The organism is Neobacillus niacini NBRC 15566, assembly GCF_001591505.1.
GTDB classification, from domain to species: domain Bacteria; phylum Bacillota; class Bacilli; order Bacillales; family Cytobacillaceae; genus Neobacillus; species Neobacillus niacini.
This window is the reverse complement of sequence record NZ_BCVA01000009.1, coordinates 53,697-70,677: the sequence shown is the minus strand read 5'-3', so window position 1 is coordinate 70,677 and position 16,981 is coordinate 53,697. Positions and strand designations below refer to the sequence as shown.

The window sequence follows — 16,981 nt, the reverse complement described above, 5'->3', positions numbered from 1 at the left end:
TACTTCTTATTAAAAAGATGAAAAAAGTATCGTGATATTTTACCTATTCATCTTCTACTTCTTCGTCGATAATACTTTTCTCGATGAGATACTCGAAGGTGATATCAGCGATTTCTTCCAATTCTTCTTCCGTAGGAACGTATCCTCTTTTCACCAGCTCATGAAAGAAAAATTCAGCAATCTCTTCCGTATCAATAAATACTTCAATTTCTCTCATAGCATCGCCCCCTTTTTACAGAATGTATGATGATTTCTGCCCATTCATGCTATTTACTTCTAGAAGAATCGGTAAATATTCTAAACCTTAAACATAGGAGCAAAATAAAAGAATAAAGATGTCTTTTTTTCTTAGGACAAGCATAGGATGAATAGAAACAACAATTATGAGGTGATAGTATGTCAAATCTACAAACAAAATTTGAAGCTATTATTGAAGACGTAAATCAGGAGGATGGATTGATCATCACTGCCTTTGAGAAAATCTTAGAAGGTCTATTTTTTCTAATTAAATGGGGTGGAATTCCTTTGGTCCTTTATTTATTATTGTCCATATCCGGCTGGTAGAGGCTAAACATGGCTTTTACCATCGTCATTGGCGACACTTTTTAATTTTCTCAGAATAACACGCATCACTTGATAATACTCCTGGTCGTTAAACATGGTATATAGAATTTTGTAATCATTAAATATATCTAATAAATGATCAATGAGCTGTTTTTTTTCCTTTTTTCGTTCAATTTCTTCAAGTTCTGCTTTTCTGACAATGTTTTTTTGTGTTTTTGAAATCGCGACTTGCTGCTTCTCTTCATTATTGACTAAGTAAAGAAGCCCTAACTTTTGAATAAAGGTGTCCGCACTCTCTGCGTCTGCAACGAGTGTCATTTCTTCTTCACCCGCTTCCAGCCATTCCCCATCACTAATCCTAGATAGTTCGTAGATTACATCTTCCCATGCATCTTCTTTGTAGCGCCAAATTTCTGTTCGAAACCCGACAATCTTAAACAAATCAGAGCCGTATCCAGCCACCTGTACTAAATCTCCGAAAAAGAATTTGTATTCGATATCAATTTGTTCCTGTTCCACCAAAGCTCCTTCATATTCTGAAAGAAGCTGCAGTCCTGATTCAACAAAAAGACCATCACTTTTATTTACTTCGTATACATAATTTCCGTCAATCAACTTGACATCTGTTACTTTACCAACTGTACCATACATCGTTATCACGACCGTATCACCGACCTTATACTTCGGTATATTCCTTCTTTTCATATCCTCCATCCTCTCAATGATGAGTCGTGAATTTTGATTACAATAGTATATGCACACTTCGATGTATCGCGCACAATGAAGAAAAAGAAAAATCGCCTCTTTTTGCAGAGACGATTCTAAGAAATACATTATTTTATTTTCTTTCCGATAACAAATAAATTTGCCATGCGTCATCAAATATGGTCATGGACTCTAGGTAATGTCCATTTAATTCAAGGTAGGAGCTTAGTTCATTGTAATCTTGAGATGTTTTTGGAAAGCTGTGATCCAAAAAAGCTTCATTTGCAAACACACTAATCGCATCCTTTGGTTCTGGGTGCCGATATTTCATTAAAAAGTGGTAAAATGATTTAATCATACATTGCGCCTTTCTTTCTTTGTTAGGTAAGATATTGTTAAAAATACTATAACCGACGCATGAATCTACGTCCAGAGTCTTATTAAAAAACCGGCCTAAAGAATGATTGGTATAAATTAAATATAATTGATATAATTTTACCAAATATATTTAGAAACAGAGGTACAAACATTGGCAAAGAAAAAATTTCAATATTGGTTAATTCAGGTCTTACTAATTTTAACCATCATTTGGGTTTCAACCAAGATATCATTCTTATTTGAACCAATCGGAATCTTTTTTTCAACCATCTTTTTCCCCATTCTGATTACAGGCTTTCTTTATTTTTTACTTAATCCAGTTGTTAATTTCTTGCAGCGTCATAAAGTGCCTAGACTACTAGCCATCATAATCATTTATGTTGTATTCATTCTCCTTTGTGTACTTGCGATTGGAAATTTAATTCCGGCTATTACAAAACAATTTACCGCACTTTCTAACGAACTTCCCGTATATGCAGACAAAACGATGAAGTTTTTTGACAGTGTCGTGAAATCATCGCAATTTAAATGGGTCATGGATGAGCAAAAGGATATTCTCGAGACTGTACAGGAAAGACTAATAGGGTTTGCAAATACCCTGCCAAACACGATAACTGGCAGCATAACCAATATACTGAGTGTAATCACCAATATTGCCATTATACTTGTAACAGTTCCATTTTTATTATTCTATATGTTTAAAGATGGGCATAAGTTCCCTACAGCGATATCGAAATTTCTTCCTACTGCATATAGAGAGGAAGGTTTATCGATTTTAAAAGAGACTGGGGAAACTCTCTCTGCCTATATTCAGGGACAGGTTACTGTAGCTTTGGCAGTGGGCACACTGGCATTTATCGGCTATTTGATCATAGATTTACCATTTGCACTGGTCATGGCCTTAATCGTAGCTTTTACCAACATTATTCCTTATATCGGCCCAATTCTTGGAGGAGCACCAGCCGTCATTGTAGCTTTATTTGATTCACCTACGAAAGCATTATTAGTAATCGTTGTTATTCTCATCGCGCAGCAGATTGAAGGTAATGTATTATCACCGCTTATTCTTGGAAAAAGTTTAGATACCCATCCAGCAACGATTATCATTATATTATTGGCTGCTGGAAATCTGGCCGGAGTACTTGGGATGGTACTTGCAATTCCATTCTACGCTGTTATTAAAACCATTGTTTTAAATCTGGTTAAATTTTTACGTGCTAGAAAAAACGCTGCTAAATCAGTTCAAACAGAATGATAAAAGAACCCCTATCAGCAGCAGATAGGGGTTTTGATTATGAAAAGTCAAAATAATTCCTCTTCAACAGTCTAGGAAGTGCCATTAACTCTTTATAGCTGATGGTTTTCCCAATTTTTTTCGTATTAATCAGGAACAATTGATCCTCAATTTCCTTTGTGATTTCATCTGTTTGATAAATCATCTTACATTCTTTACAATCAACCGCCGGCGTCTCGGTAATTTGAATCGCTCTAGTTCCATCCGTAAGCTCCCAATAAACTGTATTTTCTCCCTTTTCGGCCTCCTGACCACACCATTCGCATAATAATCTCATATCATCCCTCTATTCCTTTGAAGCTGTATCCATATCTGAATCATTTTTTTCAGACGTTGATGGTTTATTTTGTAATGCCTGAAATTTCTTTTCTTTCAATTCATCACGTTTACTTCGTTTGTCCTTTAATGTGGAATGGTTAGGATTTTGATTGTATTCTTTACGTCGATTTAGTCTTGTCAGCCCCTCTGGAACAAGATTGAAATGCTGGTCATTCATAATTCCTGCAATCCCTATATTTGACCGTTTTCCCTCCATATCTGGGTAAACTTTTTTGAAATAGCCCTCTGCTGTTCCAGGTTTATAATTTTCTGGTTCAGGATAAGAGGTAATGACTCCTTCAAAGTTTCTGAGAACAACCTTTTCCGCACTTTGTGAAATTAAATAATTCGGCTGTAGTGAAATTTTCCCGCCGCCGCCAGGACCATCTAAGACAAACGTAGGTACTGCATAACCGCTTGTGTGACCACGCAAACCTTCGATAATTTCAAGACCTTTGGAGACTGGTGCCCGGAAATGCCCAATTCCCTCGGACAGATCACATTGATAAATATAATATGGACGAACACGTATTTTAACAAGGTCATGCATAAGCTTTTTCATAATTGGAACACTGTCGTTGATTCCAGCTAAAATGACCGATTGATTCCCGACTGGGACACCTGAATTAGCGAGCATTTCACAAGCCTTTTTGGAATCCTCGGTAATTTCAATAGATGTATTAAAATGAGTATTCAACCAAATTGGATGATATTTTTTTAAAATGTTACAGAGGTTTTCAGTAATCCTCTGTGGAAATACAACAGGTGCCCTAGTTCCAATCCTAATTATTTCAACATGATCAATCTCGCGTAGATTCTTTAAAATATATTCAAGAATATTATCATTAATGAGAAGCCCATCTCCGCCAGATATTAATACATCTCGTACTTGTGGCGTTTGACGGATATAGTTAATAGCGGCATCAAGCTGTTTCTTTGGAACCCCCATCCCGATTTGTCCTGAAAAGCGTCTCCTTGTACAATAACGGCAATACATTGAGCATTGATTGGTGACGAGAAACAGAACACGGTCAGGATACCTGTGTGTTAAGCCGGGAACGGGTGAATCTTCATCCTCATACAAAGGGTCTTCAAGATCATACTTCGTTTTATGGATTTCTTTAGAAATCGGAACAGACTGCATCCTAATTGGGCAGCGTGGGTCATCAGGATTCATTAGTGAAGCATAATACGGTGTTATATTCAGTGGAATCGTCTTTGTTGAGATTCTAACTCCCTCTTCTTCATCTGGAGTTAAATGGATTACCTTTTTTAAATCCTCTAATGTTCGAATGGTATTGGTCAGCTGCCACAGCCAATCATTCCATTGCTCCTCACTTACATCTTTCCATAGCTCTATATCTTTCCAATGCCTATCCGGCTTATATAGATTTTGTTTCATGTGTATTTCCTCCTTACCCTGCTTTACTTAAATATTATGCAAGAATTGTGCCAATGCACTTAGTCCGGGTAAGGATAGGTTATTTTGCTATTCAATTGAGGTTCACAAAAAAAAAACGCCGAATTTTCGGCAGTTATTCACGTATCTTTTTGATTTTATATTGTAAGGTTTGTCTAGGAATCTCCAACAACTCGGCTGCTTGTTTGATATTTCCCGCTGATTGATTGAGCGCAGTGTCAATCAGCTTTTTTTCTAGCTCTTCTACATTTTTTCTTAAGGATAACTGGTAGTCACTATTTTTATCTCCTGCTGCTTGCTGTTTCATCATAATTGGCAGGTCTTTCATTTGCAGGATTTCGTCATTGCATACGTTCATCATGTATTCAATCGTATGCTTCAGTTCCCTTACATTACCAGGCCATGGATGACTCAAAAAGAAATCTTCCACTTTTTGCTCGACTCCATGAATTCGTTTATTCAATGTCTTATTAAAAAATTCAATGAAATATTGCGTCAAATATAAGACATCTTCTTTGCGTTCCCGTATAGGCAGCAGCGAGAAGGTAAACACATTAAGACGATAATAGAGATCGGAGCGAAGCTTATGACTTTGAAGTGCATCATTTGGATGAACATTCATTGCAGCAATGACACGCACATCAACCGATATGTTTTGCGAACTTCCGACCCTTCGTACCATGCCATCCTCTAAAACACGCAATAACTTTGCCTGAAGCTCCATTGGCATTGTATGAAGCTCATCGAGAAACAGTGTTCCGCCATCTGCCAGTTCAAATAGCCCTTTTCTCTCAACCGCTCCTGTGTAACTGCCTTTTGCGGTACCAAATAGAATACTTTCCAGCAGTGTTTCTGGGATGGCTGCACAGTTTTGCGCAATAAACGGACTATCACCTCGATGGGATGCATGATGAATTCCTTGTACAAATAACTCCTTGCCCGTACCACTCTCACCATATACTAGAATCGGAGAATCTGATTTTGCCAATCGACCTGCTTCTTCCTTAGTGCTTAAAAAAACTGCGTTTACACTCTTTAAATCATCTAACGTATATTTAACGTTCTTTCTCGTTTTTTTCTTACTGGTTTTATTAACATTCCTTTGTAAATCCAATAGGCTTTCTGCTAATTGCTTCATTCGCGAATAATCTTTTGCAATCTCAACTGCGCCAATAATCTCTTTATCTACAAGTATAGGAAGTGTTGTATTAATCGTATCAATTTGTTTTCCGTGCATATTAACATAAACCTGTGTTTGATTATAGATAGGTTTACCGGTTTTAATCACCCGGAGCAGGGTGCTTGAATTTTCTGTTAAGGAGGGAAAGGCATCTAAAAGATGTCTGCCCTGGACTTCCTTCACATCCATGCCATCATGTCGTGCTGCAACTTCATTATAAAAAATGGTTTTGCCATCAGTATTGACCACATGGATTCCCTCATCAATCGATTTCAGAATGGCTGAAAGTACCTCCTGTGTTAGCGCGGTTAATTGAACCACGGTTTTGATCACCTCTTAACCAAAAAGTGCCGAAAAATCAGCTCTTAAAGCCAAAATATTAGCAGCTTGCCAGATTCTTCACCCACATATTCATATTTTCAAGCTTGTCATAGATATAGCAGTTATTCATTAGTCGACCGCGATACTTATAACCGAGTTGGAATAATACCGCATTCATTCCAAAAGACAAACTCCTCGCAATCGAGTAGGCACAAAATATCCCCTGCCTTCTCAGTTCGTCCTCTAACTCACCGAGGATAATTTTCATAAGCCCATACTTTCGATGGTCCTTTAATGTTGCACAATCAGTTAATTCCGCATTTTTATAAAAGGAATTTATTTCGGCAGAAGCAGCACTTACAATCTTCCCCTGGTGAAAGAAAACGTAATAAACAGTCCCTTCCTTCATGGTCTTTTTCACATATTCCGGTTCATGTAATGGTGTAGGGTAGATTTGAAACACTTCGCTGTACAATGCCGAAAGCTCTTCGGCACAAGATTCATCTGCTCTCTTTAACTCATACTCTTTTGGCGGATAGGGTTTATTGATAGTTGTATCTAATTGGTAAATGCTCTGAATCATTCCGTCCTCTGTAATCCAATGGTCATTTTTCTTTCGTTCCACAGTATAAAACTTCGAAAAAAAATGGGCATCCGATCCAAGAAAATAACGATCCACTACAGCTTCCGGCTGAAAGCTTTTTTCGAATAGGTGTAAAAAGTCTTCTGACCGCGCTTTCATAATTAATTTTTCCACTTGATGCTTGTGTGCTAACTCCTCCGTTCTTTCCAGCAGTAAATGTAAATTTCCACGGTAATCATCAATTCGTATTCTTTTATTAAAAGGATCAAGATAAACTTCTAAAAAGAAATTACTCTCTTCCATTATCATAGTGGAGGAAATTTGATTCATCATTTAGACTCCTTTCCGAAAAGCAGGTGAAAAAAATGTCTGACTGGAATCAGCCAGACATTTTCTCTACTCTGTTTTAAAGCTGATAAGCTTTAATTCAGTCATCTCTTCCACTGCATATTTAATGCCTTCTCTGCCCATTCCGCTCATTTTAACTCCGCCATACGGCATTTGGTCTACACGGAACGTAGGAATTTCATTAATCATGACACCGCCAACTTCAAGTTTTTTTGCTGCCTGGAGTGCTTTATGGATGTCATTTGTAAAGATTCCCGCTTGAAGCCCATACTTTGAGTCATTCACTAAATGGATTGCTTTACTAAATTCATTGAAAGTATTGATATGAACGACAGGTGCAAATACCTCTTCACAACTTACTTTTTCCGTAGACGGAACATTGATCAGAACCGTTGGTTGGAAAATCCCTTCCTCTGCTCTGCCGCCCAACTTCAATTCAGCACCATTCTTGACAGCTTCATCCACCCAGCTTTGTGTTCGCAGCACATCAAAACGAGTTATCAAGGCTGAAATATCCGTATCTTCCTCTAATGGATTTCCAGCCTTTAACTTTTGTGTCTCATTTACGAACTGCTCCACAAAAGTCTCAAAGATATTTTCATGAACAAATATCCTTTGAATCGAGATACAAACCTGCCCCTGATAAGCAAAGGCACCATTCACAATTCTAGGTATCACTTGTTGTAATTGAACCCCTTCATCCACAATTAATGCCGAATTTGATCCTAATTCCAGTGTTACCCGCTTTAATCCTGAGTTTTCACGGATATAGGTCCCCACTTCAGGGCTTCCTGTAAAAGTAATCATTTTTATACGTTCATCTTTCATTAAGATATCACCGATGCTGCGTCCGCTTCCGGTGATGACATTCAAGGCCCCAGCGGGCAGACCTGCACGATGAAAGTATTCAGCTATCTTATAGGCAGATAATGGCGTTTGACTTGCTGGCTTTAGAATAACGCTATTTCCACTAGCGATGGCTGGGCCCACTTTATGTGCAACTAGATTCATAGGAAAATTGAACGGCGTGATGGCAGCTATGACACCAAGTGGTTCCCGAACGGTAAAAGCGAGCCTACCCTGCCCGCCAGGAGCGGCATCCATTGGCACGGTTTCCCCATGTATTTTCCTCGCTTCATGAGCTGCAAAGGTGTAAGTCATAATCGTTCGGTCTACTTCTGTCCTCGCGGCTTTTAGTGGCTTCGCTGCCTCCTTTGCTATGATTCTTGCACATTCTTCACGATCATCTTTAAGAAATTGTACTACTTTTTCTAATATCTCAGCCCGCACATAAGCAGGCAGTTCTGCCATACTTCTTTTGGCGTTTTGGGCCGCATCGACTGCAGCGTGAACATCATCCGGACTGGCAATACCTACCTGTGCAAGACTCTCTAAGTTATATGGACTTTTCAGCTCCATATAGGAAGAAGTACTTCTATATTCGCCGCCTATCCATAAATCTTTCTTCATCTTAATCCCTCCAAATGAAAAGATTCATTTTTTACTATTGTATCAAATTTACTAGGTTGAAGGGATTTTCTATACCTCACTAACTTCACACCACTTTAATAGCGTTAGAGCAATAATTTTACTTGCTGCAAACATATCCTCCAAATGTATGTGCTCATTGGCGTCATGTGCCGTGGCAGTAATTCCCGGACCAAAGACAACCACAGGTGTATTTCCAACATTTGAGAGAATTCCACCATCAGTCCCCCAAGGGCTTGCTTCAATGACCGGCTCTTTACCCTTAATTTCTACAAAACTCTCGGATAGTGTCTTCATTAATGGATGATTGACATCAAGATTTCCAGGAAGCCACCTTCCTCCAAACCACTCAATTTCAAGTGGATTCTCTTGGAACCATTTATCTTGTTCATTAAGCTCAGACAATACAGCACCCATTTCCCCTTGAGCTGCCGAAATGGTCTCTTCAGGGGATACGCCCATTCTTCCTTCAATAACAGCCAAATCTGGAACAGATGACGGCCACTCGCCGCTATTTATTTTTCCAATGTTAATCGGGATTGGGATTGGAATGCTGTTAAATAGCGGATCCGTGATTTTAATATTACGATTCTTCTCTAATTGCTGCAGTTTTTGTATCACTAGTACTGCCTTTTCGATGGCGCTAATACCTTCATATCTCGTTCCTCCGTGTGCTGCCCTGCCTTTTACGGTAATCCTAAACCACATCGAACCCTGCTGTTTCGGAAAAATCTTCATACCCGTTGGTTCCGGTATAATTGCCCCGTCGGCCTGGTAGCCCCTTAGGACGGCAGCAAGCGTACCAGCACCTCCGCTTTCTTCTTCTATCACACTTTGAAAAATAATATCCCCTTTAAGCTTGGTGCCCGTAGCAATAATTGCTTCGATTGCCATAATAAGCGCTGCGGTCCCGCCCTTCATATCTGTGCTTCCGCGGCCATAGAGTTTACCGCACTCAATATGCCCGCTAAATGGATCATGTTCCCAGTTCTTCTCATCGCCGACTGGTACCACATCGATATGACCATTTAGGATGATTGATTTCCCGCCTCCCGTTCCTTTTAATACAGCAACGACATTCGGATTTCCTTCAAAGCTTTGACGGTCACAGCAGAATGCCTCATGCTCCTTTAACTCATCCCGGTCAATTTCCCAAATATCAAGATTCAACCCTAACTGCCGGCATTTTTCAATGATGACCGCCTGTGCACTGCTTTCATTTCCCCTTGTACTATTCTCTTGGACTAGGATTTGTAAAAACCGGGTTCCTCTAGCCCGATTGTCCTTCAGCCATTGCTTGATTAATTCTTCATGATTTTTCAACACTTTCACTCCTTCCTCAGAAGAATAGGTGAGATTAATTGGCTATTTTCCGGATCGTATCACTTACCATAAAATCACATTCAGTCCTATTGGCGACTATCTGTAAATCGTATGGCGCGAACAATTCTGTTAACAATAATCCATCAGGAGTCACCTTGAATACTGCCAACTCTGTTATGATCATATCCACACATGCAGCAGAGGTTAGCGGTAATGTGCAAGACGTGACGATTTTTGGATTTCCTGCCTTATCACAATGATTCATTAATACAATTACTTTTCTTGCCTTTTGGGCCAGTTCCATCGCACCGCCCATCCCAGGGACTTTTTTTCCTGGAACAATCCAGTTTGCCAAGTCCCCCTGTGCGCTGACTTGCAGGGAACCCAAAATGGTGATATCCACCCGTCCTCGTCGTATCATCCCAAATGCCACAGTGCTATCACAGTAAGAACCACCTGGATTCAAGGTAACCGGAAAGCCGCCTGCATTACATAAATTCTCATCTTCCATCCCTTTTTCTGGGCTTGGTCCCATTCCTGTAATCCCATTTTCAGCATGGAACATGACCATCATGTTCTTCGGTAAATGATTGGGAACTAAGGAGGGAATTCCAATACCTAGGTTTACCACCATTCCATTGTGGATTTCTTCTGCTGCTCTTTTGGCAATCGTATTACGAAAATCTACTCCCAAGCCCACTTCCAGTTCACTCCCTTCGAAGGAATAATATGGTCAACGAACACACCAGGAGTAATAATCTCATTCGGGTCAAGGCTTCCGAGCGGAACGATTTCCTCTACCTCTGCAATGGTAATATCTCCTGCCATCGCCACAAGTGGATTCGTATTTCGAGCACTTTTGTCGTAAATTAAATTTCCGTAGGGGTCTGCTTTTTTGGCATAAACGATTGAAACTTCTGCGGTTAAAGCTGTTTCAATTAAGTAGTCCTTCCCGTTGAGGAGAAAATGGGGCTTATTTCTTGATACGAGTTCATTTTCCATTCCAATATCACTTAGAATCGCTGGGAGACCAACTCCCCCAGCACGAATCCTTTCTGCTAATATGCCTTGCGGTGAAAATTCCACCTCAAGCCTTCCTTCGTGCATGAGTTTACCGGCAATCGGATTCGAACCAATATGTGATGCAATCACCTTTATTGCCCTTCCCTGACTGACTAATTTTCCAATACCGATATGTGGAAATCCAGTATCATTTCCGATTAATGTGATGTCCCGTATTCCTTTTTCAAGAATTCCATCAATGAGTGTCGGCGGGGATCCGACACCGCCAAATCCCCCAAACATTAACGTCATTCCGTTGTAGAAGACTTCCAAAACCTTTTCTAAGGTTTTAACTTTCCCAAATGGATTCTCCATCTAAACACCACCCGACTTCATTTGCTTTGAAAAAGCTTCAAATGTTTCTTCTAACAGTTGAACCAATACTTCTATTTCACTTTTCGTGATGGTTAATGGCGGCGAAACAATAATGGAGTCACCATTTACTCCATCAATACCGGCGCCCGCAGGATAAACGAGCAGCCCTTTTTCTTTTGCGAGAGCAATCATGGTTGGAGTAACCCCTGCATTTCGAGAAAAAGGGGTTTTATTAGCTGTATCCTCGACAAACTCAATTCCAATCAATAAGCCTTTCCCTCTTATATCACCGATAAAGGAATATTTATTTTTTAATGGGTGCAGCAGTTTTATTAGGTAATCTCCCTTGGATTCTACCTCACTGACAATCTTGTTTCTGTCTAAATATTCTAGTACGGCGAGAGAAACCGCACAGGATTGTGGATTTGCACTTAAGGTATGTCCGCTCATAACTACTTTTGTGCCCGCCAAAATGGGCTCAATTACCTTCTCACTTGCAAGTGCTGCCGCTATTGGAGCATAGCCTGCACCCATCCCTTTACCTAATGCTACAATATCTGGTATTACTTCATATTGGTCCATTGCCAGCATTGATCCTGTTCGTCCAAAGCCAGTCATAACCTCGTCAGCAATAAAAAGGATGTCATTATCATCACAGATTTTTTTGATAACCTTAAAATAATCCTTCGGAGCTACAATGGCACCCCCGGCCGCTCCGATTACAGGTTCTGCAATAAAAGCGGCAATATGCTGCGCACCAATACGTTTGATTGCATGTTCAAGCTCCTGTGCACAAAGGAATCCGCAGGAAGGTGCCTCTAGGCTGTAGGGGCAGCGGTAGCAGTATGGGGGATTGATTACTGGAAAATCCTCGAGCAATGGAACAAATCGCGCTCTTCTTCCTGTGTGCCCAGACAAAGAAAGTGCACCTAAAGTGATTCCATGATAGCTGACCCACCTTGATAACACCTTCGTTTTTGTTTGTATGCCTTTTTCCTGCCAATATTGAATCGCCATTTTCATCGCAGTTTCGACTGCTTCAGACCCGCTATTAACAAAGAAGCACCAATTTAGGTCTCCAGGTGTAAGTGCTGAAATTTTTTCAGCAAGCTTTTCAGCTGCTTCACTTGTAAATTGTGAGCGGTAAACAAACGAAATTTTCTTTGCTTGTTCTGCCATTGCTTCAAGGATTTCGGATACTCCGTGGCCAATATTCGCCGTGACAGCACCTGAGGCACCGTCAAGATATTTTTTTCCTTCCCGATCATACAAATATACCCCTTTGCCGTAGTCAATCATTGGCAAGGTATCATCCAGTGACGGTTTTATAAGATACGTACGTTCCAACCTGACACCACTTCCCCTTTTAGTTCATTGTATGAGCGAGTATTTTAATACTTTCATCTTATTTATCTTAAAAGGGAGCTTTATAATTATTCTAGTCCGCAGGAACCATTTGTCCTCATAACTCTAGCATTTAGAAAAATGTCATAAATCTTAATCATAGAAAACTATCTTTTACTTTTTAGGATAGTTCATATAGAATAACACTTAGATTTACATAAGGATGGATTAAATGAATAAATCGAATAAACCATTATCTAAAAAAAGAGAATTATCAACGATTCAATTGATCGTAGTTTTTTACTTATCTGCTTTAGTTATTTCTACATTGCTTTTGTTAATACCATGGGCACATCGTGAAAATGCGTCCCTTAGTATAATTGACGCGCTATTTACATCCGCAAGTGCTGTTAGTGTAACTGGCCTAAGTGTTATCTCTATAAAAGATACATTTAATAATTTGGGTATTTTTCTATTGTGTATAATCCTCCAAATAGGCGGATTAGGTGTGATGTCGCTGAGTACCTTTCTCTGGGTTATGATTGGGAAAAAAGTGGGATTAAAGGAACGCCAGCTGATTATGGTTGACCAAAATCAATCCAACTTATCTGGTTTGGTCCAGCTGGCAAAACGGATTTTTATCATCATTATCTCATTTGAAATAGTTGGTGGTATTATCTTAGGAATACGTTTCTTAAAATATTTTGACAGCCCTTTATCTGCATTTAAACATGGATTTTTTGGCTCCATCAGCGCCACGACGAATGCTGGATTTGATATTACTGGCGGCTCATTAATCCCCTTTAGTAATGATTATTTTGTTCAGACGGTAATCATTTTATTGATGATTATCGGAGCGATAGGTTTTCCGGTTATTGTTGAGGTTTACGAATTCCTTTTAAGTTTGAAGAGTAAAAAAAGATATCATTTCACTTTATTTACGAAATTAACTACCGCAACATTTGTCATCTTAACCATAGTAGGCAGCATTATGATTTATTTACTTGATAGCTACCATTTTTTCGTCGATAAATCTTGGCACGAAACGTTCTTCTATACCTTATTTAATTCCGCTACCACCAAAAGTGCGGGGCTGGCAACGATGGATTTGAATGAATTTACACCGAGCAATCAGCTTTTCATGTCGGTTTTAATGTTCATTGGAGGTTCACCAAGCAGTGCCAGCGGCGGGATTCGGACCACGACGTTTGCAATTGTTTTACTGGCGATTTTCTTTTATGCAAGAGGAAAAGGGTCAATTAAAGTGTTTAGAAGAGAACTGCATACGGAGGATGTAATTAAATCCTTTATCGTAATATCAACTGCCGCCACTCTCTGTTTGGTCTCGATTTTAATTTTATCAGTTACGGAAAAAGGAACCTTGATTCAAGTCGTATTTGAAGTAACATCTGCGTTTGGTACGAATGGATTATCAATGGGCTTAACACCGATTCTTACGACATTCGGGAAAATCCTCATTATCTTTTTGATGTTTATCGGTAGATTGGGGATTGTAACATGCTTGTTGATTTTAAGAGGCAAAGATAATAGCCAGGAGAAAATACATTATCCAAAAGAAAAAGTGACGATTGGTTAAAGGGGGATTTGGTCCCCCTTTTTCTTATGCATTAATGGTAATTGTAGTGGTTGTTCCTCTACCAGAAATCACCGCATTGGCTCCCATTGGAATAGTCACAATGGGCTGAACATGTCCGAAATTGACATTTGCGATCACCGGGATATCTTTTAATTCCTTTTTTGTTTCGATGACTCGTTTGATTGCCGCTTCCGTTACGTTTGAATCCTTCTGAAACCTGCCAATAAGAATACCTCTTATACTTGCTGCATCAGGCAGCTGAAGCAGTGATTGAAGCACGCGGTCAAAAGATTGAATATGTGCTTCGTTATCCTCCTCAATAAAAAGAATACAATCCTTTAATGATGGCATGTATTCCGTCCCCTGCAAAAGGTGCAGCGTACTTAAGTTCCCACCAATCAGTTTTCCCTCTACTTCACCTTCATGGATGACCAAGTAGTTTTCCTGATCTATGAAGGTACGTTCCTCCTGATCTAAATACCACTTATCATCACTCCAAGCAGATGAAGGATTCACCTCATATGGTGCGTCATTCGTAACAGCTTCTAAAAAAGATTGAAGCGTGTAATCTAATCCATATTTCACACCAAACGTTGAAAAAAATGGTCCCGAATACGTGATTAAACCAGTTTTTTGATAAATGGCCGCACTTAATGCGGTAATGTCACTATAGCCGCAAAATACTTTAGGGTTGGATTGAATTAAATCGTAATCTATGTAGTTTAGCAGCTGATTAGTATGATAGCCCCCAAGTGCTGTTAAAATCCCTTTAACATTTGGGTCGCGAAAAGCGTCATGCAAATCTTCAACCCTTTGTTCAATTGAAGTCGTAAAAAATTCATCGTGGTCCTCGACATGTTTTCCAAACGTGACGGTAAAGCCAAGCTGGTTTAATCGCTGTGTTGCTAATTCTACTTGCTTCCCTTTAATGACGGCCATACTTGTAGATGGGGCAATTACCCTAATTTCATCACCAGGAGATATTCGGTCTGGCAGCATAATATATGTATCCTCCTTTTTAAGTTCAGTTTAACAGAAAGTGCTGGTTTGCGGAAAACCTAGGTTACGCCGATATATCCAATTTAACGCTGAAAAACACCTCCAAACCCAAAAAGAAACCCGCTAAATTTAGCGGGTTTAGGCCATAACGACTTCCTGATTTCGTTCGGTTGTTGCTTTTTTGATGATGTCTCTTGCGATCCAGACACCGCATGCGCTTGCTTGGGCAAGACCGCGGGTAATTCCAGCTCCGTCACCGCCGACATACAAACCGCTGATTTCTGATTCAAATCGGTCATTGAGTTTTGGTCGAGCAGAGTAGAACTTCGCTTCGACACCATAGAACAATGTATGCTCGGAAGCCAACCCTGGCGATACTTGATTCAATGCTTCTGTCATTTCAATTAAACTCTTAAGTGTATTATATGGAAGAACCAAACCAAGGTCCCCTGGAACCGCTTCTTTAAGTGTCGGCTCGATGAATCCTTCTTTAATTCTTTTTTCAGTTGAGCGGCGTCCTTTTAAAATATCTCCATACTTTTGAACAATTAAGCCGCCATTTGAAAGAGCGTTCGCAAGACGTGATACTTCGTGCGCATATTCAGTCGGCTTATCAAATGGCTCTGAAAATGTATGAGATACTAGCAATGCGAAGTTCGTGTTAGGGCTGCCTAGCTTCGGATCCTTGTAGGCATGACCATTTGCCAGCATGATTCCTGAGTGATTTTCCACAACCACATGGCCGGATGGATTGCTGCAGAACGTGCGCACTCTTGTTCCAACAGAAGTATTGAAGACAAATTTACCTTCATATAAATGCTCGTTAATTTCCTGCATAACGATGTCAGATGTTTCTACACGAACACCGATATCTACTTGATTACTAGTCATCTTCAGGCGGCGTGACTTTAAGATTTCTGTCAGCCATTTTGAACCATCCCGTCCAGGAGTAATTACCACCTTTTCGGCGAATAGGTCCTTATCTCCTTTTAGCTTAATTCCTTTTATCACGTAGCCATCAGGTGTTTTTTCAGTAATCAAATCCTGTACTTCTGTTTTAAATGACATTTCAATTTTTTCATTTAAGTATTCGAAGATACTTTTCATAATTTCTAAGTTTTGCTCTGTTCCAAGGTGGCGAACATGAGCACGCAACAATTTTAGGCCAGCTGCAAAGCCGCGGCGCTCGATATCCTTTACTTTATCTGTAAGCGGATCGGTAATGCTTTCTGTAGCACCGTGTTTTAAGTTAATCTCATCAACATATTTAATCAAATCTATAACTTGAGAATCTGAAAGGTAATCGGTCATCCAGCCGCCAAATTCACTTGTGATATTAAACTTTCCATCTGAGTATGCACCTGCACCACCGAAACCAGCAGTGATTGAACAAGCAGGCAAACATCCTGCATACTCTTTCCTGCCTGCAGCTGGAGGACATTTTTCAATTTTATTATCTAAAATTGGACAATTTCTCCGGTAAATATCATGCCCCTTATCTACTAATAGCACCTTTGCGTTCGGCATTTTTAGTGTAAGTTCATAGCAGGTAAAAATCCCCGCTGGGCCAGCACCCACTACTATAACATCATATCTATTTTCCATTGTCCAAAACCTCCAAGACGTATTTACTTAACCATTGGTAAATATATCAAAGATATCGCTTTCCGTCAACATTAAAAACGAACTATTTATAAAATCAATTAATTATCGTTCGTGTTTTGCTCCTTCTTAGAAAATAA

Annotated in this window: 17 protein-coding genes; 3 read left to right on the top strand and 14 right to left on the bottom strand. The window is 39.6% G+C overall.

Annotated elements, in window-relative coordinates; translation table 11 throughout:
* Window positions 1–43 precede the first annotated feature (43 nt).
* On the bottom strand, window positions 44–217 hold the full coding sequence (locus BANA01_RS29065; protein WP_081954691.1) for a YozD family protein: 174 nt from the start codon (window positions 215–217) through the stop codon (window positions 44–46).
* 179 nt (window positions 218–396) lie between these two features.
* On the opposite strand from BANA01_RS29065, the gene BANA01_RS29500 reads away from it, so the two are divergent.
* Complete coding sequence (locus BANA01_RS29500; RefSeq protein ID WP_157411755.1) at window positions 397–564, top strand: hypothetical protein; 168 nt, start codon at window positions 397–399, stop codon at window positions 562–564.
* A gap of 3 nt (window positions 565–567) precedes the next feature.
* Here the strand turns inward: BANA01_RS29500 and BANA01_RS10120 are convergent, their stop codons facing one another.
* Complete coding sequence (locus tag BANA01_RS10120; protein ID WP_157411754.1) at window positions 568–1,278, bottom strand: hypothetical protein; 711 nt, start codon at window positions 1,276–1,278, stop codon at window positions 568–570.
* 124 nt (window positions 1,279–1,402) lie between these two features.
* The gene (locus BANA01_RS10115; RefSeq protein ID WP_235847105.1) at window positions 1,403–1,624 is read right to left on the bottom strand and encodes a YozE family protein; all 222 of its coding nucleotides are present in this window, start codon (window positions 1,622–1,624) and stop codon (window positions 1,403–1,405) included.
* 174 nt (window positions 1,625–1,798) lie between these two features.
* Between BANA01_RS10115 and BANA01_RS10110 the strand changes: the two genes are divergently transcribed.
* Window positions 1,799–2,902, top strand: coding sequence for an AI-2E family transporter (locus BANA01_RS10110; protein WP_063253020.1), 1,104 nt, complete (start codon window positions 1,799–1,801; stop codon window positions 2,900–2,902).
* 37 nt (window positions 2,903–2,939) lie between these two features.
* On the opposite strand, the gene BANA01_RS10105 is transcribed toward BANA01_RS10110, so the two are convergent.
* The 9 genes from BANA01_RS10105 to BANA01_RS10065 form a co-directional block, all read right to left on the bottom strand.
* The gene (locus tag BANA01_RS10105) at window positions 2,940–3,218 is read right to left on the bottom strand and encodes a YokU family protein (protein ID WP_063253019.1); all 279 of its coding nucleotides are present in this window, start codon (window positions 3,216–3,218) and stop codon (window positions 2,940–2,942) included.
* A 9-nt stretch (window positions 3,219–3,227) separates the two neighbouring features.
* Window positions 3,228–4,661 carry a lysine 2,3-aminomutase gene (gene kamA / locus BANA01_RS10100; protein WP_063253018.1) on the bottom strand — a complete coding sequence of 478 codons (1,434 nt, stop codon included), beginning with the start codon at window positions 4,659–4,661 and terminating at the stop codon, window positions 3,228–3,230.
* A 133-nt stretch (window positions 4,662–4,794) separates the two neighbouring features.
* On the bottom strand, window positions 4,795–6,180 hold the full coding sequence (locus BANA01_RS10095; protein WP_063253017.1) for a sigma-54 interaction domain-containing protein: 1,386 nt from the start codon (window positions 6,178–6,180) through the stop codon (window positions 4,795–4,797).
* A gap of 58 nt (window positions 6,181–6,238) precedes the next feature.
* Window positions 6,239–7,093 carry a putative beta-lysine N-acetyltransferase gene (gene ablB / locus BANA01_RS10090; protein WP_063253016.1) on the bottom strand — a complete coding sequence of 285 codons (855 nt, stop codon included), beginning with the start codon at window positions 7,091–7,093 and terminating at the stop codon, window positions 6,239–6,241.
* Between the two features lie 66 nt (window positions 7,094–7,159).
* Window positions 7,160–8,581, bottom strand: coding sequence for an aldehyde dehydrogenase family protein (locus tag BANA01_RS10085; protein ID WP_063253014.1), 1,422 nt, complete (start codon window positions 8,579–8,581; stop codon window positions 7,160–7,162).
* Window positions 8,582–8,650: 69 nt separating this feature from the next.
* The gene (locus BANA01_RS10080; RefSeq protein ID WP_063253012.1) at window positions 8,651–9,922 is read right to left on the bottom strand and encodes a peptidase; all 1,272 of its coding nucleotides are present in this window, start codon (window positions 9,920–9,922) and stop codon (window positions 8,651–8,653) included.
* Between the two features lie 34 nt (window positions 9,923–9,956).
* A complete protein-coding gene (locus tag BANA01_RS10075) occupies window positions 9,957–10,622 on the bottom strand; it encodes a 3-oxoacid CoA-transferase subunit B (RefSeq protein ID WP_063253010.1) in 666 nt (221 codons plus the stop codon).
* Window positions 10,607–11,299: a CoA transferase subunit A gene (locus BANA01_RS10070; RefSeq protein ID WP_063253008.1), complete on the bottom strand. Its 693-nt coding sequence runs from the start codon at window positions 11,297–11,299 to the stop codon at window positions 10,607–10,609. The genes BANA01_RS10075 and BANA01_RS10070 overlap by 16 nt, the downstream gene beginning before the upstream one ends.
* Complete coding sequence (locus tag BANA01_RS10065; RefSeq protein ID WP_063253006.1) at window positions 11,300–12,646, bottom strand: aspartate aminotransferase family protein; 1,347 nt, start codon at window positions 12,644–12,646, stop codon at window positions 11,300–11,302.
* A gap of 229 nt (window positions 12,647–12,875) precedes the next feature.
* On the opposite strand from BANA01_RS10065, the gene BANA01_RS10060 reads away from it, so the two are divergent.
* Window positions 12,876–14,240 (top strand): TrkH family potassium uptake protein, encoded by a 1,365-nt coding sequence (locus tag BANA01_RS10060; protein ID WP_063253002.1) that lies wholly within the window; start codon window positions 12,876–12,878, stop codon window positions 14,238–14,240.
* 24 nt (window positions 14,241–14,264) lie between these two features.
* Here BANA01_RS10060 and BANA01_RS10055 read toward each other — a convergent pair whose 3' ends face one another.
* Together BANA01_RS10055 and BANA01_RS10050 are read right to left on the bottom strand one after the other, a co-directional pair.
* Window positions 14,265–15,239, bottom strand: coding sequence for a S66 family peptidase (locus BANA01_RS10055; protein ID WP_063253001.1), 975 nt, complete (start codon window positions 15,237–15,239; stop codon window positions 14,265–14,267).
* Window positions 15,240–15,377: 138 nt separating this feature from the next.
* Window positions 15,378–16,844: an NAD(P)/FAD-dependent oxidoreductase gene (locus tag BANA01_RS10050; RefSeq protein WP_063252999.1), complete on the bottom strand. Its 1,467-nt coding sequence runs from the start codon at window positions 16,842–16,844 to the stop codon at window positions 15,378–15,380.
* Window positions 16,845–16,981: the final 137 nt, after the last annotated feature.